Below are 22,936 nucleotides of genomic sequence, written 5' to 3' on the forward strand. Positions count from 1 at the left end.
GTGCTCTCCGGCAACCGAGCTGCCTCTCTTATTTCAGTAGTCTTTTCTCGCAGGAATGCCAGTCTCTCTTTAGCCGGATGCCGATACCCAATACCCCAAAGACGACGGAACCCCAGGACTCCGAGAGCGCGCTCACGGCAGCGGGCGAAGCCGCCTTTGTGCAGCCGGATGCCACGCTGCCCCCATCGCCACCGGAGGCGACGCCGCTCCATCCGCATCCAGATCCGGAGCCTGCTGGCGCCCCTACTGGTCTGCTACGTCGTCTCCTGCACTTTATCGGCGTCGACCGCGCCATAGCGTTTACTGTGCTGGCGCGCGGCTGGTCGTCATTGGCCGGCATCGGTACCCTGGCCTTGATTGCGCGCTTCCTCTCTCCTGCGGATCAGGGTTTTTACTACGCCTTCTACTCGCTCGTTCAGATGCAGATCATCTTCGAGCTGGGCTTCTCGGTCGTCATTCTGCAGGCGGCCTCCCATGAGGCTGCGCACCTCACCATTGCGCCCGACGGAACGATCACGGGCCCGGAACAGAGCCACGCACGCCTCGCCTCGGTGCTGCAGAAGGCCTTTCGCTGGTACACCATCGCCGCCATTCTGATGGCGCTGACGCTGATGCCGGTCGGCATCGCCTTCTTTCGCCACATTGCGAACAAATCCAACGCGGGCGACGTTCACTTCGTGCTCCCCTGGCTGCTGGTGGTCTTCGCTTCGAGCTGCACCTTTCAGATCGACCCCATCTTCTCCTTCCTCGAAGGTTGCGGCTATATTCCCGAGGTCTACCGCACGCGGCTCCGTCAATCTCTTTTGAGTACGGTTCTGGGCTGGAGCGCCTTTCTGCTGCATCATGGCCTCTATGCTCCGGGGTTCTTCATCCTGGGGCAGGCGATTGCGGGGGGATGGTTCATCTTCACCAAGCGCCACCTGCTGCTCCCCTTGCTGCGCTACAGTACGCGGAACTTCCGCATCGACTGGGGCAAGGAGATCTGGCCGTTCCAATGGCGGATCGCTGTTTCGTGGCTTGCTGGATATCTGACGAGCTCACTCTTCGTCCCGGTACTGATGAACTCGCGCGGGCCGGTCGAAGCCGGGCGCCTGGGCATGAGCCTGACCGTATGCGCCACCCTGAGCACGATGGCCGTCTCCTGGATGAACACGAAAGCTTCGCCCTTCGGGCAGATGATCGCGCGCAAGGAGTACCGCAAGCTCGACGGCGTCTTCACGCGAGCGCTGGTGCAATCTACGGGAGCGGCTGTGCTGGCGTGTGTCGCCGTCTGGGTCGTCGTGCAGTGGCTGCTGGTGCACCAGGTGAAGATGCACGGCGTCCTTCTGGCGAACCGCCTGCTGTCTCCGATCCCACTGGCGATGCTCTTCTTCGGTACCGTCGGCAACGTGGTGGTTACTGCCGAGGCCCTCTATATCCGCGCGCACAAACAGGAGAAGTTCATGGTGAATTCCATCCTGGGTGCGCTGTATTCGATCCCTGTTGCCCTGGTGATCGGCACCATGCAGTCTCCGCACGGCGGCGCCTGGGGCATCGCTGCCTCGTATGCCCTGGGGACGGCTGTTATCGGGCTGGGCTACGGGACCTACACCTTCCTGAAGTGGAGAAGAATCTGGCATGAGGCCTGAGATGACGCTTTCCGATTCCAATTCCACAGCCCGGCCTCTGCTGACGATCGCGATTCCGACCTTCAACCGTTCGCAGGATCTCCTCGCGGCGTTGACGGTTCTTGAGCCGCAGCTTGTCGCCTATCCTCAGGTCGAGGTGCTGGTATCGGATAACGCCTCCGCGGACGACACGCCCCAGGTCCTGGCCGCCGCGCAAGAGCGCTTTGCGGCCCAGGGAATCAGACTGGAGATCCAACGCCATGCCGAGAACATCGGCTCCGACGCCAACTTTGTCTCCTGCTATCACCGTGCGCGGGGGAGTTTCTTCTGGCTGTGCGGGGACGACGACATTATCGTTCCCGGAGGTCTGGCACAGCTTATGCCGCATCTGCAGGATGCGGAGGGAAGGCCCTCGGACGTCGACCTGGTCTATGCCACGAGTTATGGCTTCCGCGAAGACTATCAGCGCGAGCGGCAGGCAGACCCCTTCGGTCGCCGGTTCCATACCCTGCGCAATCCGCAGGACGTCAGCATGGTGGTGAACATCATGTTCACCTTCATCAGCGGCATGGTGGTGAACAAGGAACGCCTCGAATCGCTGCCGCATGAGGATCCAACGGCCTTTATCGGGACGAACCTCGTGCAGTTGTCGTGGGCGCTGCCCCTGCTGCTGCATCATCGCCGCTCCATCGTGCTGTGGGAGCGTCCGGTAGCGGCGCGCCAGGGCAATGCGAATGGCTACTCCCTGGGGAGGGTCTTCGGCGAACACCTGGCGGGCAACGTGACGAGGTTGTTGCCAGGCAGACCAGACCTCTCGGACCCGATCCTCAACTTCACGCTGCGGCGCTGGTTCCCTTCGATCCTGCTGGATGTCCGCAGCGCCGGCAACGAGACGCTGAAGCTCGACGAAGCACACGCTGCTCTGCAGCAGACGTTCGGGAGTAACCCGCGCTATTGGATTTTTACCTGTCCGGCGCTGACGTGGCCGCTTCCGCTGGCGAAGCTCTATACGCGTGTGACGGCCATGCTCAGCAAGTTGATTTACATGGTGCATCTGCCGGGGTTCTGGCGGAAGCAGACGTAGAGCGCTCCAGCGCGAACATCGCACGTGCTACAATGGAATTGCGTTGGAAACTAAAACGCAGGGCGCCGCGGGCAGATGACTCCAAATGGATTCGAGTCTGGCCAGAGACCGCGAACGCCAACCACCCCGTACCCCTTCCACCGCTTGCTTTATGTGCGTTGGTTGCTCTGGCTAGAAGGTCGGTCCATCGGGACTTTCCTCGCCGTGCAGCAGCAGTGCTTCGAACCCTCCGAGCTTCGGAAATGGGAATGAAACCAGGCAATGCTGAATCGGAATCCATGACGCCTATCGTGCGCCTATGCCGGTCTGCGTCTCTGCATTTGTTCGCCGCTTCATCCACCTGTTTTTGAAGGAATATCTTGTCTACTCTTACGCTTGAATCAATTTTGAACCCCGAACCCCTGGAACCCACGCGGACCATTACCGCCACCGACGCAGCTACCACCGTCACCTTTGCCGACTTCGACATCTCGCAGCCCCTCAAGGATCGCCTCTCCGCCGCCGGCTTCGTTACGCCGACGCCCGTGCAGGCCGGAGCCATCCCGCCCGCGCTTGAAGGCGACGACATCCTTGCTACCGCCTCTACCGGCACTGGCAAGACCCTCAGCTTCCTGATCCCCATGATCGATCGCCTCGAAGAGATCTCGAAGCCTTCGACCCGCGGCGCGAAGAACCCCATCCTGGCCCTGATCCTGCTGCCTACACGAGAGCTCGCAATGCAGGTGCTGGACTCCTACTTCAAGATCTGCCCCACGCTCAAGAGCGATGCCGTGCTGGTCTGCGGTGGTCTCTCGGAGAACACGCAGCTCGAGCAGTTGAGCCGTGGCCCGCGCCTGGTGGTTGCAACCCCCGGCCGTCTGGAAGACTTCCTGCGCCGCCGTTCGGTTTCGCTCAAGGACGTCGACATGCTCGTGCTCGACGAAGTCGATCGCATGCTGGACATGGGCTTTCTCCCCGCCATCAAGCGCATCGTGCAGGCCCTGCCGAAAGACCGCCAGACCATGTGCTACTCGGCCACGCTGGATGCCAGTATCCGCGAGATCGTTCGCGACTACGTGAACAACCCCGTCCGCATTGAGATCGGCACGACCTCGAAGCCGAGCGATCGCGTCGAACTGCGCGTCTACACCGTGATGCAGGACCAGAAGCTCGCGCAGCTGGACAAGATGCTGAAGGAAGAAGAGGGCACCTACCTCGTCTTCTCGCGCACCAAGCACGGCGCGGACCGCATCGCCAAGAAGCTCGAGAAGGCCGGCCATCTGACCGAGGTCATTCATGGCGACCGCTCACAGTCGCAGCGCACCGCGGCTCTCAGAAACTTCACCATGGGCAAGGCCCGCATCCTGGTGGCGACCGACGTAGCCGCCCGCGGTATCGACGTCTCGCACATCGCGCATGTCGTGAACTACGACCTGCCGAATGGCTCGGATGACTTTGTTCACCGCATCGGCCGCACCGGCCGTGCAGGCGCAAAGGGTGTGGCGACAACCTTCGTGACGCCGCTCGAAAAGGGCGACGCCCGCAAGCTGGAGCGTGAGCTGAAGATCAAGTTCCAGTGGCACGAGGCCGATAAGAACCTCGAGAAGGAACAGCGCAACCAGCCCATCGATATGAACAACGCTGCAGGCGGTGATCTGTTACAGATGGAGACGCGCAGCTGGAAGAGTGGCGACGCCGACTCCAGCAGCCAGCCGACACCGCAGCGTTCGCGTAGCGGCGGCGGCAACTTCGGCCGCTCGAACTCGGGCTCACGTGGCCCTGCCGGTGGTGGCCGCTCGCGTAGCGGACCGCGCAACGGTCGTGGCGCCAGCCGCGGACGCTAACGGATGAAATAAGAAAGCCCCTCTTTGCGGTGATTTACCGCCGCAAAGAGGGGCTTTCTTGTTTTGGAACTAAAACGGACGAGTTAGGTCGCGCCTGCCATCAACGACTCGGACGATCTCCACTCTCTCGACCGCACCTTCATCGGTGTCTGGATGGGCTTCGTAAAGGATTAAATACGGTCCTTCGATCAGGACCCGCGCAGAGGCGAAGATGGCGGGACGGCGAGTTCCCAGTCGAGGCAATTGTGCCAGGTGATCTGCTGTAGCCTCAATTGCGGTGTACTGTCGTTCTGCGGCATTCGGGTTGTCCATGCCGATATAGACATAGATATCCAGTAGATCTTCGCGAGCCTGCGGGCTCTAAACCAGCTCAACGTTCATTGGCTCGCCGCTTTGTGGCAGCGCTCAATCGTTGCCGGGCTTCCTGTCGCAATTCGGCAAAATCCAGAGGCACAGCAGGTCCGCTGGCCTTCCCCTCTGCCCACATCTCCCTGAGCCGCTTGATATCCAACTGACGCTGTTCGTGTTTGAACTGCCAATCGCGAAGGGCCTCACGGACGATCTCGCTGGTCGTTGCATACTCCCCGGTTTCAACAGCGGCTTTCAGCGCTGTGAGTTGTTCGCCTGTTAGCGCAACGCTTACTTTTTGGATATCCGGCATAAAGTCCTCACAGTAGCAAATTTTACTACTTCTTGCCTCAATCAGCTTATGACGTGGGTCTAGGTACAATAAAGCTACTTTGACGCAACCTTTTCGATACCTTATTATCCTAATTGGAGGTGTTCGATGGCTGCTGCTCATGTATTTCAAGTGACGGAACCCGTGCTCTTCAATCCGCAGACCGGTCGTCTGGACGCGGCGCGGATCGCTCGCGAGATGAATGTCCCCGTCGGCACGATTGCGGAGGCCATTGGCCGCAAGGCTCCCGGCGTCCGCAAGCATCCCGATGCCAGCAGCCTGCAAGGCGGCCTGCGGCGGCTCTATCGCATCTGGGTGGCGCTCGTGGACCTCTACGCTGGCGATAAAGGCAATGCGCGCATCTTTCTCAATGCGCCCAATCGGCATCTTGAGAACCATGCTCCGATCGAGTTCATCCAGAACGGCGATCTTGCTCCGCTGGAGCTATTCGTCGATGCTATGAATGTCCGGCAACCCGCCTGATCGAGTAGCCATTGCATTCTGTTGAAAGACTCATTCCGGTGTTGGAGAAAGCCCCGCTCGTTCCGCACGCAGGGTTCAGCTTTCGCGTTATCGCGGACCGGTGGCGGGCATCGCCTCTGTCTGCCATCGGAGCCTTCGAGCGCGGCGGCCGGTTCAATGCGCCGCGCATGTTTCCAGTCCTCTATAGCGCGGACAGCCAGTTGACCGCGCTGCTCGAGGTTGAGGCTCTCTTCCTCGACGCCAAGGAGCGATTGCGCGGCGTACCTCGCAACCCAGACCTGATTCTCACGCTCGACTGCACGCTGCTGCGCGTTCTGGATCTTACAGTTGAGAACCTCTATGCCGATCTGGGCACCTCGCATGAGGAGTTGATCAGCAATACTCCTTCGCGCTTCATCGCGAATGCGCGCAATGAGGAGACATCTACGCAACAACTCGGCCAGGCCTGTTTTCGCTCCGGAAAGATATCTGCTCTGAAGGTCCCAAGCGCCGTGAATCCGCAAGGGTATTGCCTGGATATTCTTATCGAATCCCTCGTTGTTGGAGAGCGCGTCGCGGTGCTCGACCAGAACGGTCTTCTGCAAGCCGAAGTGACCGGGTTGATTCCGAAACCAATAGGCTTAAAGCTCTAAAGCATCGTCTTCAGGCTCGGCGAGATGATCAGCTTCGCCTCCGTCGCGGCCTGCACCTGTTCCACCGTTACGCCCTCCGCGATCTCTTCCAGAACCAGTCCCTCCGGTGTGACTACGATCCACGCCAGCTCTGTCGCAATCGTATGAACAACGCCCACACCGGTCAGTGGCAGCGTGCAGCGGTGCAGGATCTTGGGCCGCCCTTCGCGGGTTGTGTGTTCCATGGCGACGATCACCCTCTGCGCGCTTGCTACCAGGTCCATCGCCCCGCCCATGCCTTTGACGACCTTGCCGGGGATCATCCAGTTGGCCAGCGAGCCCTGCTCGTCGACCTCCATTGCGCCCAGGATGCTCAGGTCGACGTGCCCGCCGCGGATCATCGCGAAGCTCTCCGCCGACGAGAAAAATGAGGTGCCCGGCAGCACGGATACCGTCTCCTTGCCCGCATTGATGAGGTCCGGGTCCTCTTCGCCCTCCAGCGGATAGGGTCCAATGCCGAGCATCCCATTCTCGGACTGCAGCACGACATCCATTCCCGCCGGCACATGGTTAGCGATCAGCGTAGGCATGCCGATGCCGAGGTTCACATAAAAGCCATCGCGCAGCTCTTGCGCCACACGCCGCACGATGCGGTCGCGCTTGGCCGTATCTGCCGTCTTTGCCAATATCTCAGGGCTCATCGGGGTGCCTCCACCTTGCGCACGGTTCTTCGCTCGATCCGCTTCTCGCACGGCGCGCAGAAGATTCGCTGCACGTAGATTCCTGGCGTATGAATCAGGTCCGGATCCAGCTCGCCCGGCTCGACCAGCTCTTCGACCTCGGCGACCGTCACGCGCGCCGCTGTGGCCATCATCGGATTGAAGTTCCGGGCCGTTCGCCTGTAGACGAGGTTTCCCGCGCGATCGCCGCGCCAGGCCTTTATCAGGGCAAAGTCCGCATGTAAGGCCTTCTCCAGCAGGTACATCTTGCCGTCGAACTCGCGGGTCTCTTTTCCCTCGGCGATCACTGTGCCTACACCCGCCGGGGTGTAGAAGGCGGGAATCCCCGCTCCGCCTGCACGAATCCGCTCCGCCAGCGTGCCCTGCGGGATCAGGTTGACCTTCAGTTTGCCCGCGATCACCTGCTGTTCCAGTAATTTATTTTCACCGACATAGCTTCCGGTGTGCGAGGCGATCAGCCCGGCCTCCAGCATCAGGCCCATGCCGAAGCCGTCGACTCCCATGTTGTTGGAGATGGTGTGCAGCCCCCCCACGCCGCGCCGTACCAGCGCCGCGATGGAGTTCTCCGGAATACCGCACAGCCCAAAACCGCCCAGCATCACCGTCGCACCCTCAGGCACATCGTGCAACGCCGCATCCGCACTTTCGAAGACCTTGTTCATCCGTTACACCCGCCGGACCACTGCCCGGCGTCATTTTCTTCCGGCCTGTAACCGGCGCAGACCGAAAGCCGAGAGTACGCGTCTCACGGAAGCGAGGTCAAACCCGCATCGCCCTGTATCGCCAAGACCCCCTCGCACGTCTTATCCTGAACAAGATGCCGAACTCACTCCCCATCGCGATCTACTATGAACAGCCGAACTGGTTCAAACCGCTCTTTGCCGAGCTTGACCGTCGCGGCACGCCTTACGTGAAGCTGTTTGCGCCTGACCACTTCTACTCGCCCGAGGATCATCCCGAGGAGAAGTACTCGCTGATCTTCAACCGCATGTCGCCGTCGGCGTGGAATCGCGACCATGGCGACCAGATCTTCTACACCCTCGGCTATCTCGAGCACCTCGAGAGCCGCGGCGTGAAGGTGATCAACGGCTTCAAGGCTTTCAGCTCGGAGCTCAGCAAGGCCGGCCAGCTTACGCTGATGGACTCGCTCGGCATCGCCTACCCCAAGGCCCGCGTCATCCACCGGCCTGCACAGGCGGAGGCCGCGAGCGAGGGTCTGCGCTGGCCCATCGTCGTCAAGCCGAACATCGGCGGCAGCGGTGCGGGCGTTAAGCGCTTCGACGGCATGTCGCAGCTGCGCGCCGCAATTGCTGCGGAGCCCGGTTCCCCGGACGCGCTTCAGTTCGGCCTCGATTCGACAGCCCTGGTGCAGGAGTTCATCCCCGCACAGGATGCGCACATCGTCCGCGTCGAAGTGCTGAACGGCAAGTTCCTCTATGCGATCAAGGTCCACATCACGGGCGAGACCTTCGACTTGTGCCCCGCGGACATCTGCCGTACGACGACCGGTGTCGACCTGAACCGCGCCGCCTGCGCCATCGACGCCCCCAAGTCCGGCATCACGGTCGAAGGCTATCAACCCCCGGCCGAAGCGATTGCGGACGTCGAGACGATTATGCGGCACTCCGGCATCGACATCGGTGGCGTGGAGTACATCACCGACTCACGCGACGGCCAGCGCTACTACTACGACACCAATGCGCTGAGTAACTTTGTTGCCGACGGCCCCAACGTCATCGGCTTCGATCCCTTTGCGAAGCTGGTGGACTGGCTCGAAGCTGAGGCCGGCGTGTCCGCTCTCAGCGCACAGTAACGGACAACACGCGAACGGAGATCGGACAACACATGCGTTATGGCTTCTGGCTTCCCGTCTTCGGCGGCTGGCTTCGCAACATTGACGACGAACGGATGCCCGCGACGTGGGAATATACTCGCGCGCTCTGCGAGCAGGCTGAAGAGCTCGGCTACGACCTCACCCTCATCGCCGAGCTGAACCTCAACGACATCAAGGGCCCCGAGTCCGACTCGCTCGATGCCTGGTCGACCGCCGCGGCGCTTGCAGCGGTGACGAAGAAGCTCGAGCTGATGGTTGCGGTCCGTCCCACGTTCCACAATCCCGCGCTGCTCGCCAAGCAGGCTGCGAACATCGACCGCATCAGCAGCGGGCGGCTGACGTTGAACGTCGTCTCGAGTTGGTGGGCGGACGAGGCGAAGAAGTACGGCATCGCCTTCGACGAGCACGATGACCGCTACGCCCGCACCAATGAGTGGCTCGATGTCCTCGACAACTGCTGGAGTCAGCAGCACACCTCGCATACCGGCCGCTTCTACAACGTAGAAGACAATCTTCTTTCGCCCAAACCGTTCCCGCATCGCACCTACTCGGGAGGCGCGAACTCCAGCCGTCCCACGCTCTATGCCGGGGGCGAATCGGAGACCGCGAAGAACCTCATCGCCGCCAAGTGCGATGCCTACCTGATGCACGGCGACGATCCCAATACCATCGCCGCCAAAGTGGCCGACATGAAGCAGCGCCGCGAAAAAACAGGCCTGCCGCCGATGACCTTCGGCGTCACAGGTTACTGCATCGTGCGCGACTCGGAGGCCGAAGCGCAGCAGGAGGTCGATCGCATTACCGCGCAGCCCGACCCCTCGCAATCGCCCGCCGGCTTCGCCAACTTTCAGCAGTGGGTCACCGGCTCGCAGCTTGAAAAGAAGATCAACCTGCGCGACTATTCTGTCTCCAATCGCGGCCTGCACAGTGGCCTCGTCGGCACACCCGAACAGGTGAAGCAGCGCCTCGCTGACTTCGAGGGCGCTGGCTGCTCTCTCGTGCTGCTGCAATCCTCACCGCAGCACACTGAGATGGCACGCTTCGCGAAGCAGGTCATGCAGCACTCGTAACTCGCCTCTCGAAGCTCGTAACTCAAAGCCAAACCACTCTGCTCCGACCTGGCCCCCGAAGTTTGTGGGGCCGGGCAGGAAGCAGGTGTCTTCGGCTACATCTCAGTTGGCGGCAGAAAAGCGTTACACCCAATAAAAGCGCTTTACACTTGCAACTTCTCGTCTATAACCCATACCCTTCTGTGCATGAAGTTCATGGACCGCCGACGCTTTCTGCTTACGACCGCCGCCACTGCGGCGACGCTTCCCTCTCTCCGCGCTCTTGCCCAATCTCCTGCCGCTGCCGCGAAGCTTACGCTGCATCCTGACGCCCCCGGCCCCACGGTTCCGCAGAACTTCATCGGCCTGAGCTACGAGACGCAGCAGCTCTCCGACCCCGCTTTCTTCTCGGCCAACAACGAAGGCCTCGTCGCGCGGTTTCGCGAGCTTTCTCCGAACGGTGTTCTCCGCATCGGCGGCAACACCTCCGACGTCGGCTGGTGGAAGCCCACCCCCGCCAGCAAGCAGCCGCCGCTGCCGCCCAGTGTCGTCATCGTCACACCAGGCCCGGACGAACGCCCCTTCCAGGAGCTCGCCTACTCGGTTACACCCGAGGCCGTGACGAATCTCCGCTCCTTCCTCGACGCGACCGGCTGGACCTGCCTGTACGGAATTAATCTCGGCACCAGCACGCCTGCACGCGCTGCGGAAGAAGCTGTCTTCGTCTCCAAAACGCTCGGCGCCAAGCTCGAGTACTTCCAGATCGGCAATGAGCCCGACGGCTTCACACGCCGCTTCCGCGACAAGACCAAGTGGTCCGCCGACGCCTATTTCGACGAGTGGCTGGCCGCCGCCAACGCCATTCGTGCCCGCGTTCCCTCCGCGCGCTTCGGCCTGCCTGACGTCGCCGGAAATCCGCAGTGGCCTACCACTGTCTCCACCCGCCTCGCCTCTATGCAAGAGCACCCGGAGATCGCCGCCATCTCGCACCACTACTACTTCACCGGGCCGCCGTCGAACCCCAAGGCCAACCTCGATGAGCTGCTCAAGTCCAATCCCAAGGTGCAGAGCGTCGCCGAGACGACCCGCGCTGCAGCCGCCAGGGTCGGCACGAAGTACCGCATGACCGAAGGCAATAGCTGCTACCGTGGCGGTCGCCCTGGCATGTCGGATGTCTTCGGCGCGGCGCTCTGGTCGGCGGACTACCTGCTGACCCTCGCCTCGCTTGGCTATGCGGGTGCAAACCTGCACGGCGGCAGCGGCAAGGCTGTGGCGGACTCGCTCGGCGGCACGCTGCCCGGCGAGTTGCTGATGCCCGACCCCAAGGCTCCGCACCCGCGCCCCTTCTATACCCCCATCGCCGAGGTCGAAGGCCTCTATGTCGCAGAGCCCGTGTCTTACGGCATGCGGTTCGCTGGGCACTTTGCCGGGGCGACGTTTATCCCGGTCGACTTCAACCCCGGCGAGGTGAACGCCACGGCCTTTGCGGCGAAGCTGCCCACCGGCCAGATCGTTGTCGCGATCATCAACAAGGACAAGGCAAAAGCGCTTCACATCGATCTGGCGGGCTATAGCCTGGCGTTCACGTTGAGCGCGCCTTCGTTGGCTTCTACCAAGGTAGAACTTACGGAGCCGTCGAAGTTTCGTGAGGCGTCGATTGTTGCGCCTGCCAGTGCCGTGTTGTTGTACGGTTCGCAGGGGTAGGTTTTAGCGCCGTCTTTGTATTTCGTCGTCATCCTGAGCCGTAGGCTCAGGATGACGACGAAATACAGATAACACCTTACTTCAACTCGACCCGCAAAAACTCCACCCGTTTCGCCCCCGCCTGCACATTGAGTTTCGCCGCATCCCAGCTCTCACCTGCATGCGCTGTCTTTCCCGCACACTGCGCGTCATCGACGCGAATCGCCAGCCACACCATGTGTTTCGCCTCCGAATGCAGAAGGGCGCTCTTTCCTGGCTGGACTCCCTGCCGCACGATGCGGATATGCGTGTCTTCGAACTCCACCTTCTCCGGTTGTGCCGCATGCCAGAAGGCCTCTCCCGCTGCGGGCGATCGCGCGTGCAGCGAGTCGAGATGCAAGGGCAGCGTCTTGAACTCGACACGCAGAAAGTCACTTGGCGTCTTGCTCAGGCTCTCGACCTTGTGTGTCTCCTCGCGTCCTGCGTTCAGCCGCAGTTGCCCGGTATGTACCGGCTGGCGCGTGATGGAGAAATCGTCATCGCCGGTATGGATAAACTTCACCGGCCCTGCATCGGAGAGATAGACGTACAGCGTCGGCGTCTTCGGATGGTCGTGCTGCGGCACATGCTCACCCGCGCCGTAGTGCGCATGGATCACGCGCACCCACGGGTCTTCGAACTCCAGCCGGTAGTTTTTCGGCAGCGTCTTCAGCGGGTCTTGTGCTCGTCCGCAGAGAGCTACGCTCATTAATGCCAACAGCATCATTGCGATTCGCCGCATTCTATTACCCTCAGTACCAATCCCAGCCTGGAGCTTGTCGTTGTTTGTTTTTCGCCGTCATCCTGAGCCATCGGCGAAGGACCCTCGCATCTGGGGGATACCTTAGAGGTCATTGCCAGCACGAACAAGATGCGGGGGTCCTTCGGCTGCGCCTCAGGATGACGACGAAAAACAAACAAAGGCCAAGGCCTAGGCCTACAGCTATTGCAAACTATTGCGACAGCATTCCCAGAACGCTTCGATGCTACCGCAAGCTCACCGCCATCATGTCAAATCACCCTGCCTCTTCTGCCTGATTATTTTCTGTTTTCTAATTCCTGTTCCCTGTCTTTCACGGTCTACACTGCTACCTATGTGTGGAATCGTCGGTTATATCGGACCTAAGCCTTGCGTCCCTGTCATCATGGAAGGTCTCGCGCGCCTCGAGTACCGCGGTTACGACTCCGCAGGCATCGCCGTTGCCGGCGGAGGCCACGCGCTGCAGCTTCGCCGTGCTCCCGGAAAGCTCCGCAACCTCGACGCGATTCTGCGCGAAGACCCCGTGCACGGAACCTACGGCATCGGCCACACGCGCTGGGCCACGCACGGCCGCCCGACCGAGGAGAATGCCCACCCGCATCGCGACGGCACCGGAACGCTGGTGGTGGTGCATAACGGCATCGTCGAAAACTACCTGCAGCTTAAGAACGCGCTCATCGCCAAAGGCCATAAGTTCGCCAGTGAAACCGACACCGAGATCATCGCGCACGTCATCCAGGACGAACTCGAACTCGCAGCAACTATTCAGGTCACACAAGCTTTGAAGGGAGCCTCGGAGGCAATCGACGGCAGCGACGAATCTCAAACCGTCCTCACTGCCCCGCCCTCTTTATCGCTCGAAGAAGCCGTTCGCCGCGCCGTCAAGCGCCTCACCGGAGCCTTCGCGATCGGCGTGCTCTCCGCGCACGAGCCGGACAAGCTGGTAGCCGCGCGCATGGGCCCGCCCGCGGTGCTGGGCATCGGCGAGGGCGAATACTTTCTCGCCTCTGACGTTCCCGGCATCCTGCACCACACCCGCACGATCTACTTCCTGCAGGACGGAGAAGTCGCCACGCTCACCACGCAGGGCATCGAGCTGACGGACTTCGCGGGCCAGGTCCGCACCCTCACGCCGCAACATATTACGTGGGACCCCATCCAGGCCGAGAAGGCCGGCTACAAGCACTTCATGCTCAAGGAGATCAACGAGCAGCCCCGCGCCGTCCGCGACACCACGCTGGGCCGCGTCTCGCTCGAGACCGGCAAGGTCTTCCTGCCGGACATGAAGATCTCGCCTGCGGAGTTCCGCGCCGCGACGGGCATTACTATCGCGGCCTGCGGAACGAGCTGGCACGCCGGGCTCGCGGGCAAGTTCATGATCGAGCGCCTGGCGCGCCTGCCGGTCGACGTCGACTACGCCAGCGAGTACCGCTATCGCGACCCGATCCCCTCGCCCACGGACATCGGCCTGCTCATCACGCAGTCGGGCGAGACGGCCGACACCATCGCGGCACAGCACGAACTCATCGCCAAGGGTTCGAAGACGCTGGCCATCTGCAACGTGGTGGGCGCGGCGGTTACGCGTCTCGCGCAGGGCACGATCACCACCAACGCCGGCCCGGAGATTGGCGTCGCCAGCACCAAGGCCTTCACGGCTCAGCTCACGGCGCTCTTCACCTTCGCGCTGTATCTCGCGCAGGTGCGCGGCACGGTGGATGACGCCACCTCGCTCCATCTGGTGACGGAGTTGTCACGCGTTCCGGGCAAGATCGAAGAGATCCTGCGTTCAGTGGACGACCAGTGTCACGAGCTGGCGAAGCACTTCTCCACTGCCCGCGACTTCCTCTTTCTGGGCCGCGGCATCCACTACCCGATCGCGCTCGAAGGCGCGCTGAAGCTGAAGGAGATCAGCTACATCCACGCCGAGGGCTACCCCGCCGGCGAGATGAAGCACGGCCCCAACGCGCTGATCGACGAGACGCTGCCGGTGGTCTGCATCGCAACCAAAGATCCCAGCGACCCCAGCAGCGTGCTGAAGTACGAAAAGACACTCTCGAACATCCAGGAGGTCACCGCCCGCTCCGGCCGCGTGATCGCCATTGCCATTGAAGGCGATGAGCACATCGGCCAGTTGGTGGAACATGTCATCCACATTCCGCAGAGCCATGAGCTGCTATTGCCCATCCTCGAAGTGGTGCCTCTACAACTGCTCGCGTACCACATCGCCGTGCGGCGAGGGTGCGATGTGGATCAGCCGAGGAATCTGGCGAAAAGCGTGACTGTTGAGTAGCTAAAAATATGCCGTCTTTGCTGTTGTTTGGAGTTGTACATCAATGTTGGCCACTGTTCACCAATATTGGCCACAATTCATCAATGTTGGCCACCGTCGTGGCTTGGTGTGGAATGAATAACGCTTTAGATGGTTATGGGGTATAACCCATTTGTTTTCATTGTTTATGACAGCATAAACAATGACCAATGTTGTTGGGAATTACAAATCGTAAACCATTTATTTTCAACTTGAAATTTTCGGATACCTAAAATCCAGGCATTATTTGGAATTGTGCCTAAGCTAACTCGATGCCGCTTCGAGCTTCTTGCGTAAGTCCTGTGGGTGTCGAAGACGTTTGAATCCGCTCTGTCTTAGTGCTACATTGGGCGTCAAAGAGGTGCCAATGCCGCGTATGACTATTGAACTTCCTGCCGACGTAAATGAGTTGATTGCGACGATTGCCAAACGGGAAGGCACGAACAAGATCGACGTAGTGCGGCGAACATTTGCCATTCTGAAGGTTGCCGAACGCGAGCGTGAGAAGGGCAATGGACTAGCCATTGTGGATGGGGATAAAAAACTGGTTGCTCGCTTAGTAGGGGTGTAACCGTACATCTACACCAGTCCCTGCCATAACTTCGTGGAAACGGAACTGCACAGCATTACCCAGAAACGCACAACATTATTGGATCTGTACACCAATGTTGACCCCTGCTCAGTGCTTAGTGTTTAGGTAATTACAAGGCGTTGCTTCGGGGCCGTGTTTTACTTGGGAATGCAGGGCTTGGTAAAGCCGATGTCCTTTCTAAGGAATACGGTCGACCTCGTTTACAGTAATCCCAGCGATGAAAGATCCGGACTCGAATGGCGGTCGGCGGACCAATCTCGCGCGACACTGGCGCAAGCGACTCACTTAGGCACAACCGGAAGCGGATTCTCAAGAGACATTCTTCTCGCCACCGTCGCAGCCCCAGCGAAACAGCGATGTCGCAACGGCAACTGCTCTAGATCTGGCTGCACCCACCCCAGTCGAAGACCTCTCCACCGACCCTGAACTTACGACGGACCAGGCAGAGGCACTCCGTAAAATTGAAGCCGCCTACGAGCCAGGCGGTTTTACCTGCTTACAGGGCACGCTGGCTCGGGCAAGACCTATCTCATGCAGCGGCTAACAAAGAACATGCTGGCAAAGAGACGTCGCATCGTTCTCAGTGCGCCCACGCATAAGGCGGTTGCGGTCCTCAAGCGCAAGTTGATAGAAGCCGACATCAAGGACGTGCCTTGCCGGACGATCCATAGCGTCCTCAGCCTAACTCCAAAACCTCATGCAGATCGGCTCGTCTATGAACGAGAGCGAGACGCTGAACCCATCACAGCCGATGTCGTGGTTGTCGACGAATGCAGTATGGTTTCGGAAGACTTATACCGCCATATCAAGCGGCACCTGCCCAATGCCTTCGTCCTATTTGTAGGAGATCCTGCTCAGTTGCCCACTGTCGGAGAAGTAGAAAGCCAGACGTTCGCGACGAAGAACCGATCGCACCTCACAACCATCGTGCGGCAAGCTGCAGGAAACCCGATCCTTGCGGCTGCAAGTATCATCCGCGCCAGTCAGGGAGGCTCGGCAGATATGTCCTGGTGTGCGCCGTCCGCGCTCGAAAATAAATACGGCATTTTTCCTGCCAGCCGACGCAGCGCACCGGTGGACGAAGAAGGCCTTCACGTCTCCGGAGTTTGACGCCGATCCGGATAGCTTTCGCTAGCTCGCGTGGACAAATTCGCGCGTTCGCCAGGTAAACGAGCTAATCCGGGTTTGGCGTTATGGCGTAAATATTCCGACGTCTTTCATGGTCGGCGAAAGCTTTCGCGATGGGGGGTAACCGGGGGCCCACATAAGCCAGCCGATACGTCATGGATCATCCCTGGGAAGCCAAGCTGTTCGATCAGCGTAAACGAACAGGTTAACCTTTCTTCACCGCAATCATTGCTGTCAACCCGACACAGGGCAATTGCATGAAGGGAAGGCGAAGATAGAAGGTGGAGGATAAGGAAAGGCACTTACGCTGAATGAGGTGTGCTGCTGTTCTGTTCTATGAAGGTTTCATGGAGACAGGAGGTCAGCTGCGATTGGCGGATGTGTTTGTATCGATCCGAGATCCACGGCAAAAGGGCAAGGTAGAGCACAATTTGGCGGAGTTGTTGGTGGTGGCGGTGAACGCGGTTTTGGTGGCAGCGGATACGTTTGTAGAGATTGAGTTGTGGGCCAAGGAAAAGCTGGATTGGTTGCGCGGGTACATTCCGTTGGCCAAGGGTATCCCTTCGCATGATACGTTCGGACGGCTGTTCGGTCTGATCGACGCGCAGGAATTTGAAGCCGCCTTCCGGCGCTGGGGGTGGAGGTGGTGGCCATCGACGGCAAGACCAGCCGCCGTTCGGGTAAGGTCGATGGCACGGCCCTACATCTGGTCTCCGCCTTTGCCGCCGGAGCTGGATTGGTATTGGGACAGCGGGCCACGGCCGAGAAGTCCAATGAGAAGACGGCCATCCCCGAACTGCTGGCCACCCTTGCCCTGCAAGGCTGCACCGTGACCATCGATGCCATGGGCACTCAGGCCAACATTGCACAAGCGATCCGGGATGGTGGCGCTGATTATGTTCTCGCCGTTAAGACAACCAGCCCAAGCTGGCTGCTTCGATCCAGGACTTCTGGAGCAGCTTCAAGGCCCATCCGGCCACCCACACCTGGCATCGCTTTACCGAAAGCGTGGAAAAGGACCATGGCCGTATCGAGACACGCCGTTGCACGGTCTTCGACCACCTGCAGTGCCTGCATAAGCCCCAACAGTGGCCTGACCTGAAATCTTTTGCGGTCATCGAAAGCGAACGCCAGATCAACGGGAAAACCACCCTCGAACACATCACCCTCAACCTCATCCGCCTGGACCCGGTCAAACGAAAAAGCGGCATCAAGGCCAGACGATTCATCGCAGCTACTAGCGACACTTACAGAGCTCATCTACTGGGCTTCGCTTGACCTCCCACACCCACTTCGCCTTTTCTTCATGCGATTGCCCTGATGAATCAACAGAGCCGCCGCGCCATAGAAAGACTCGGCGCTATACTAGTAGATTAATCAGCATAGGTCGCAGAACGTGTGCAGAGTCTCCTTAGGGCTTCGCCCCTGGCTGGTATATGACGCGCCTTTGGCGCTGGCTACCGGACCTGTCTCAAATGACACGTTGCGTTTGGCCTTCAGCCTGGCTTTCGGACGACGAGGAAATAGTCGCTGGCCTCAAGCGCCGAGCTTCTGAACTTGTTGCCTAACAAGATCGTCATGCCCCAGAAAAATGCAATCACTGGGCATTTCTTTTGCAGGGCCGCGCGGCGGGTGCTTTCGTATGCGGTGTAGAACAAGATTTCAAGGCCGCTCTCGTGTGCCCACGCTGTGAGTTTCTGGGGATCGATGTCCGAGTGATGTACGGTTTCGAAGGGCGGAAAGCCCGGGAGACCGGCAGCCATGTTCTTGAAAGCGTGTCTCAGGATAAAGACGTGTACCAGTGGGGCGTCCATTTCGTGACCATGGCCTGTAATGAAGCTGGATGCGGTGCTGCGATGATGATGACTCCGTTGGGGCGGAGTGCGTCGCGGAGTTTATCTAAAACGAGTGCTGGGTTCTCCAGGTGTTCGATCACGTTCCAGATTATGGCGACGTCGCAGGAAGATGTGCCCAAGTCGACCACGTGCAGATCACCGAGGATCTTATGGTGGGCAGTCTGGTGCATTTCCAACTGTTCTGCGGAGATGTCGACGACGGTGATCTGAGCACTGGCCGGGATGTTTATGTGGCTCCAGGAGCCGCCGCCTGCTTCCAGGATCATCTGAGCGGAAGAAATATAGGGGGTCGATGCAGTGGTGTAGCTGCGAGAATGCGTCCGTGAAAGAGATCGTTGGCACCGTTCGATTATCTATGAAAGCGCTCACCTTAAGAAAGGTCGGCGGGTGTCTCGGCGATTTAGCGTCATCTGAGAGTACTAAGTGCCTACTTGCGGAGGGACTATCCCCCTGCCCGTAAAGCCGCCTGGAAATCCGTGAATTTGCAGGACAATCTGCCAGTGCTGTGTACCATCCACAACGGCATCCCCTACGCACATGAACGGCTGCTCTAACGACGACGCTAGCATCAGGAGCGAGGAGTATTCGCATGCCTCACATTCTTCCGATGTGCAGATGGTAATCAAAGAAGGTCACGGCTCCACTCTGATCTGAGAAGGAACGCTTTTTGACGACGAACTGACGACTCGCCCGATCGCTGGAGTGGACTGGACGTAGATACGGTGGTGATTTATCACAAGCACCGGCACCCGAAGACCGCTCTCGTGTCGGTTCAGAAACTCAAGAAGGCTCTCAATGCCGCTTGGAAAGCAGCAGAGTTATTAACTCTCCCGGTTGCAGCACGAACCTCCACGCGAGCCCCAAAACGTCCTCCACCAACAATGAAAGGAGGTCCACTTTAGCTGGAGCTTTTGAGTGAGAGCTCATGAGGTACCACGAAAAGACCTGGGTGATATCTCGGAGCGATCACCCAATAAAATAGGAAGTATCGGACGGAAGTGCAAAGCCAGCTAATCATCACGACATATTCACAGCTCATTGCGGCCGTTGGAGGTGCCGATGTTTCGCAGAAGCTGTACTGCTTCTACTTCTCAATGCCGCCGATCAAACCAAGCGATTGGCGCAACCTTTCACGACACAGAACTTCTTCATGCGGTGTGCGCCATGGAGCCAACTCTTTTGCGTTTACCTTTGTGGGCGGGATTGCTCAGGTGAAGTTGTTCGACATGGACCCGGCTGGTTCGGTACTGAAGGAAGAGCGGCTGCGGACGCTGGCCTGCGTTGGCGGTATCCAGGCGTGCGACTTTTCGTAGAACTGCGTTCAGGCTTGCCCGAATCAACTGCCGCTGACCGAGGCGATCAGCGGCATGGGTGGGATGTTTTTGTGCAGCAGGTGAAGCACTTCTTTACGCAGTAGGGTTGAAGCGCCGGCAAAGAGTGGTTATGTCACTTCTCGGTGATAATTGTATCGACGCCCAATTCTTTGAGATACACAACAGGGGTTTGGTACGGCGGCTGCGTTGCAGTGGAAGCTTGAGTGATCGAACGCGTCAGAGTGTCGCCCTTAACGCGCGCCCCAATGAGGATATATCCGTCGGTATCGTTGCCGCCAAAGGCGCTGATGAAGTAGCCCGCGTTGGCCAAGGTTGTTGCCGCAGAAACAACCGCCGGAGATATCGAAGTCGATGGCGGAACGGCTATCGTTTGAGTTTCGTAGACAGTTGTCGTGTCTCCGGTCCAGCCATAAGAGATTAGGGTGGCGTTGCCAGACGCGTCTAAAGAGACGGCCGTAACAATTCTGCTCTCTGTTCCATCCAAAGTCGCCTGAGCCTGAATCTGAGTTTGCTGCTCTGTCCCAGCGGGCACGACGGGGTCGAGCCGGTAGTCGAACCCGCTTGGCTGCGTTGTTTGGACCCACGACACGGCATAGGCATTTTCCGCAGGCTCAAAATCCATCGAAGTGAACACGATGTTAGCGGCTGCATAGGATTGCAGGTCCGAGGTGAAATTGGAATAGATCCCGCCCTTGTAGTACATGTTGAGCGCGGAGGTTGCCGTAGGCAATGGCTGGAAAATGTAAGACCAAGTACACGCGCCATCGCCACAGGCGAAAGAAGACCCCATCCCGAGCGGAGAACCCAAGGCTTGGCTAGCGGTCGTATCGATGATGCCGCTAGGTGATACTTCAACTTCACCAGACCCGCCGCCTGTGCTAAAGAGTCCTGGAGCGTCCGCCTGCTGCCAGAGCAAGTACCGCAGATCGCCTGCTTTGGGTGATCTCGGGCCTGCGGTGAGCGTTGCAGCATTGCTCATCACCGAGTTGACACCGTTGCTGACGACCACCTGGAAGGAGCCTACTGTTGTCGATCCACCAGCACCCAATGCCACATCAGGCGTGGTGTAGGAAGTGCCGGTCGCACCGGCAATTTTCGCGCCGTTTTCGCTCCACTGGTAGGTGAGCAATGATGTACCTGTAGCAGCGACTGTGAAGGTCGCAGTTTGGCCAACCGGGGTAGTCTGGCTCAACGGCTGTACTGTAATGAGGACTGCCTGGCTGTCTAGGCCCGTGGTGTTGTTACCGCCTCCGCAACCGGTGAAAGAAAGCGTAATCCCCAGAGATAGAAGTGCTGCGAAGAGCCGTCGGCCTGTCCAAAGCTGTCTCAAAGTATGCCCTCGATTACTGCTCATAAATAATGTGGCGCTGAATTAAAAAAAGTTACCGAAATAAACTCAAGCGGCACGGTGGTTGAGACGGGCCTGCGCGCTTTGAAGTTCAGAATGATTTGCTCATGGCCTGTCTGGTGCTGTTCTCGCCATAGCACCAGAAGTAGGGGGCATCTCCATAAGGACCATCTTCGTTCGATGTGCTTTGACATGATCGCCGGGGTAGAGTGAAATCATCAAGCGAACAATAGATTTACTGGGCACCCGGTGATGCACGGTGATCGAGCGTTTATCGGGATAACCACACCAAATCGACAAATCAGTACTAAAGCCAAATCATTCATCGTTTGACACCCACGTTCCATCAAGATCCATGGACTCGTATGCAGACTATTATAGGCTCGCGATACTTAGTCTGCGCTCTGATCAGGGTGGGGTGGCTCGTATTCGCGTACATATAGCTGACATTGCAACCATCCATTTCCGCCTTCGAAAAGGTGTCACGTTTGTCTGGCGAATTACCGTGCATTGCCCTAAACGATCACGCTTGTTTTCGGTTGGCTTGTAGGGAGCTATTGCTAGTGGCTGTTCAGCACTTCCAGTAGCGCTGAACACGGTATCACGTCCCGGTCCTGACGGGCCTTGGAGCCGCGGAGATGAACTACTATTCGTTCGTTACGATGTCGCCACCTTCAAATAAGCAACTTCAGTCCAGCGTGCTCTTAGCATCGGCAAGAGGAACTTGGTGACATTATTCTGACATTTGGAAGCTAATCGTCCTGATATAAGTTGTCTTGCTACAAGCCGTCACGCAACGTATCCACTCGTTTATAGCAGTTGGTAGAGTCCCTCCATTAAATACGTTTCGAGTCATCTAAGGCCACCTTATGCTGAGTTGTACCTAGATAGCCGCTGCATGTGACTTTCTATTCCATCATTTCATAACATTCTTTCAAGACATGCTCCCTAGTGGAGAAAGAGAGAGGCTTGCTTAAAATGCAGATGAAGATAGTACTACTGGCGCCTTGGTTGATGCTATTGACGATAGGTGTGTCCGCGCAGACTGTGACGGGTAGCGGTATCTCGGGTACGATCCCCGTGTTCACGGGTAGCTCGACGGTAGGGAATTCGGTGATAACGCAGTCGAGTGGCAATGTCTTAAATGTTGCGGGATCTATTGTTCGTTCAGGATTTCTATCGACTAGAGCTCATACCGCTAAGTTGGCCATAGTTCACCTGTCCGCTCCCGCACCATACCTGGCGGGTTCGGTGTGGTGACTGATTTGCGATGCTCAGTCACCACAGCTAACAATAGGCATTTCGTGAAGTGCTATCAACTCCAACCAGGCTATTGATTCGATAACGCTTCCAGTTCAAGCTGAACTACAGGAAAATCGATCTCTGTTTCAGCGAGACGATTATTGTAGTTTGTGAGGGTATTCAAGGCAACATTGGCAACAATCTCGACCATTAAGGCGTCGTCAACTCCAGCCTCTCGTGCGACAACAAGATCAGCATCATCTACCAAGCCTCTTTGCTGAATTACCTTCAGGGCGAAAGTTGCGATGGCGTTATCCAGCGCGTTGTCGCTCTTTCCTGTCCGGGCATTGAGAATGTCAGTGGAACTTAGGCCGACAGTCGCAGCAGCTTCGGTGTGACCTGAGAGGCAATATTGACAGGCGTTTTCCTGCGCAGTTACCAGAGCTACAATTTCTCGTTGGCGGATTGTCAAGCCCCCCTTCATGAGAGCTTTTTTGAAAGCATGATAGCCGTTGAAAGCAGCCGAAGACTGCGCGAGAGTAGCCATAGCATTTGGTGCTCTACCCCTCCGAGCCTTCATATCATTAAGAACTGCAGTAACAGCTGCATCGGTCGATTCTGAAATAGGTGAGATGCGTGGCATTGATCTTCTCCATGTGTTTACAGATGGTGTACGAAAAACCGTGGAACGAGTCTTTCGTGATTACGTTAGGGTTCCGAAATTGCGTGTTCATTG

General features: G+C 58.5%; 18 protein-coding genes and 3 pseudogenes. 13 read left to right on the top strand and 8 right to left on the bottom strand.

Features of this window, described 5'->3' with window-relative positions:
• Window positions 1-77: 77 nt before the first annotated feature.
• The 3 genes from HDF15_RS06440 to HDF15_RS06450 all read left to right on the top strand — a co-directional run bounded on the left by HDF15_RS06440 (window position 78) and on the right by HDF15_RS06450 (window position 4,514).
• Entirely contained in the window at window positions 78-1,628 is a 1,551-nt protein-coding gene (locus tag HDF15_RS06440) for a lipopolysaccharide biosynthesis protein (RefSeq protein WP_184253868.1), read from the top strand.
• Window position 1,629: 1 nt separating this feature from the next.
• Complete coding sequence (locus HDF15_RS06445; protein ID WP_184253870.1) at window positions 1,630-2,691, top strand: glycosyltransferase; 1,062 nt, start codon at window positions 1,630-1,632, stop codon at window positions 2,689-2,691.
• A gap of 359 nt (window positions 2,692-3,050) precedes the next feature.
• Window positions 3,051-4,514: a DEAD/DEAH box helicase gene (locus HDF15_RS06450; RefSeq protein WP_184253872.1), complete on the top strand. Its 1,464-nt coding sequence runs from the start codon at window positions 3,051-3,053 to the stop codon at window positions 4,512-4,514.
• 69 nt (window positions 4,515-4,583) lie between these two features.
• Here HDF15_RS06450 and HDF15_RS06455 read toward each other — a convergent pair.
• Both HDF15_RS06455 and HDF15_RS06460 read right to left on the bottom strand, forming a co-directional pair.
• Window positions 4,584-4,862 (bottom strand): annotated as a pseudogene (locus HDF15_RS06455) (type II toxin-antitoxin system RelE/ParE family toxin); the annotation flags it as partial.
• 22 nt (window positions 4,863-4,884) lie between these two features.
• Window positions 4,885-5,175, bottom strand: a complete 291-nt coding sequence (locus HDF15_RS06460; RefSeq protein ID WP_184253874.1) for a type II toxin-antitoxin system ParD family antitoxin — start codon at window positions 5,173-5,175, stop codon at window positions 4,885-4,887.
• Window positions 5,176-5,301: 126 nt separating this feature from the next.
• On the opposite strand from HDF15_RS06460, the gene HDF15_RS06465 reads away from it, so the two are divergent.
• Window positions 5,302-5,676 (top strand): antitoxin Xre/MbcA/ParS toxin-binding domain-containing protein, encoded by a 375-nt coding sequence (locus tag HDF15_RS06465; RefSeq protein WP_184253876.1) that lies wholly within the window; start codon window positions 5,302-5,304, stop codon window positions 5,674-5,676.
• Window positions 5,677-5,714: 38 nt separating this feature from the next.
• Window positions 5,715-6,308 (top strand): RES family NAD+ phosphorylase, encoded by a 594-nt coding sequence (locus tag HDF15_RS06470; protein WP_184253878.1) that lies wholly within the window; start codon window positions 5,715-5,717, stop codon window positions 6,306-6,308.
• Here the strand turns inward: HDF15_RS06470 and HDF15_RS06475 are convergent.
• Together HDF15_RS06475 and HDF15_RS06480 are read right to left on the bottom strand one after the other, a co-directional pair.
• A complete protein-coding gene (locus HDF15_RS06475) occupies window positions 6,305-6,988 on the bottom strand; it encodes a 3-oxoacid CoA-transferase subunit B (protein ID WP_184253880.1) in 684 nt (227 codons plus the stop codon). The genes HDF15_RS06470 and HDF15_RS06475 overlap by 4 nt on opposite strands.
• On the bottom strand, window positions 6,985-7,689 hold the full coding sequence (locus HDF15_RS06480; protein WP_184253882.1) for a CoA transferase subunit A: 705 nt from the start codon (window positions 7,687-7,689) through the stop codon (window positions 6,985-6,987). The genes HDF15_RS06475 and HDF15_RS06480 overlap by 4 nt, the downstream gene beginning before the upstream one ends.
• 155 nt (window positions 7,690-7,844) lie before the next feature.
• Here HDF15_RS06480 and HDF15_RS06485 point away from each other — a divergent pair, with 155 nt between their 5' ends.
• The 3 genes from HDF15_RS06485 (at window position 7,845) to HDF15_RS06495 (ending at window position 11,614) form a co-directional block, all read left to right on the top strand.
• Entirely contained in the window at window positions 7,845-8,840 is a 996-nt protein-coding gene (locus tag HDF15_RS06485) for a RimK family alpha-L-glutamate ligase (protein ID WP_184253884.1), read from the top strand.
• 32 nt (window positions 8,841-8,872) lie between these two features.
• Window positions 8,873-9,931 carry an LLM class flavin-dependent oxidoreductase gene (locus tag HDF15_RS06490; protein WP_184253886.1) on the top strand — a complete coding sequence of 353 codons (1,059 nt, stop codon included), beginning with the start codon at window positions 8,873-8,875 and terminating at the stop codon, window positions 9,929-9,931.
• A gap of 195 nt (window positions 9,932-10,126) precedes the next feature.
• Complete coding sequence (locus tag HDF15_RS06495) at window positions 10,127-11,614, top strand: hypothetical protein (protein ID WP_260330892.1); 1,488 nt, start codon at window positions 10,127-10,129, stop codon at window positions 11,612-11,614.
• A gap of 76 nt (window positions 11,615-11,690) precedes the next feature.
• On the opposite strand, the gene HDF15_RS06500 is transcribed toward HDF15_RS06495, so the two are convergent.
• Complete coding sequence (locus HDF15_RS06500; RefSeq protein WP_184253890.1) at window positions 11,691-12,374, bottom strand: hypothetical protein; 684 nt, start codon at window positions 12,372-12,374, stop codon at window positions 11,691-11,693.
• A 352-nt stretch (window positions 12,375-12,726) separates the two neighbouring features.
• Between HDF15_RS06500 and glmS the strand changes: the two genes are divergently transcribed.
• The 4 genes and pseudogenes from glmS to HDF15_RS06520 all read left to right on the top strand — a co-directional run bounded on the left by glmS (window position 12,727) and on the right by HDF15_RS06520 (window position 17,698).
• Window positions 12,727-14,682 (top strand): glutamine--fructose-6-phosphate transaminase (isomerizing), encoded by a 1,956-nt coding sequence (gene glmS, locus HDF15_RS06505; protein WP_184253892.1) that lies wholly within the window; start codon window positions 12,727-12,729, stop codon window positions 14,680-14,682.
• A 385-nt stretch (window positions 14,683-15,067) separates the two neighbouring features.
• Window positions 15,068-15,271 (top strand): hypothetical protein, encoded by a 204-nt coding sequence (locus HDF15_RS06510; protein WP_184253894.1) that lies wholly within the window; start codon window positions 15,068-15,070, stop codon window positions 15,269-15,271.
• A 510-nt stretch (window positions 15,272-15,781) separates the two neighbouring features.
• Window positions 15,782-16,402: pseudogene (locus HDF15_RS06515) on the top strand (AAA family ATPase); the annotation flags it as partial.
• Between the two features lie 365 nt (window positions 16,403-16,767).
• A pseudogene (locus tag HDF15_RS06520) lies at window positions 16,768-17,698 on the top strand (ISAs1 family transposase).
• A gap of 502 nt (window positions 17,699-18,200) precedes the next feature.
• Here the strand turns inward: HDF15_RS06520 and HDF15_RS06525 are convergent.
• Window positions 18,201-18,542: a bifunctional 2-polyprenyl-6-hydroxyphenol methylase/3-demethylubiquinol 3-O-methyltransferase UbiG gene (locus HDF15_RS06525; RefSeq protein WP_184253896.1), complete on the bottom strand. Its 342-nt coding sequence runs from the start codon at window positions 18,540-18,542 to the stop codon at window positions 18,201-18,203.
• 732 nt (window positions 18,543-19,274) lie between these two features.
• Here HDF15_RS06525 and HDF15_RS25770 point away from each other — a divergent pair.
• Entirely contained in the window at window positions 19,275-19,589 is a 315-nt protein-coding gene (locus HDF15_RS25770) for a hypothetical protein (protein ID WP_260330895.1), read from the top strand.
• 133 nt (window positions 19,590-19,722) lie between these two features.
• On the opposite strand, the gene HDF15_RS06535 is transcribed toward HDF15_RS25770, so the two are convergent.
• Window positions 19,723-20,940, bottom strand: coding sequence for an immunoglobulin domain-containing protein (locus tag HDF15_RS06535; protein WP_184253898.1), 1,218 nt, complete (start codon window positions 20,938-20,940; stop codon window positions 19,723-19,725).
• Between the two features lie 1,348 nt (window positions 20,941-22,288).
• Window positions 22,289-22,843 (bottom strand): carboxymuconolactone decarboxylase family protein, encoded by a 555-nt coding sequence (locus tag HDF15_RS06540; protein ID WP_184253900.1) that lies wholly within the window; start codon window positions 22,841-22,843, stop codon window positions 22,289-22,291.
• Window positions 22,844-22,936 lie beyond the last annotated feature (93 nt).

The sequence above is a fragment of the Granulicella mallensis genome (assembly GCF_014203225.1).
Classification (GTDB): Bacteria; Acidobacteriota; Terriglobia; order Terriglobales; family Acidobacteriaceae; genus Granulicella; species Granulicella mallensis_A.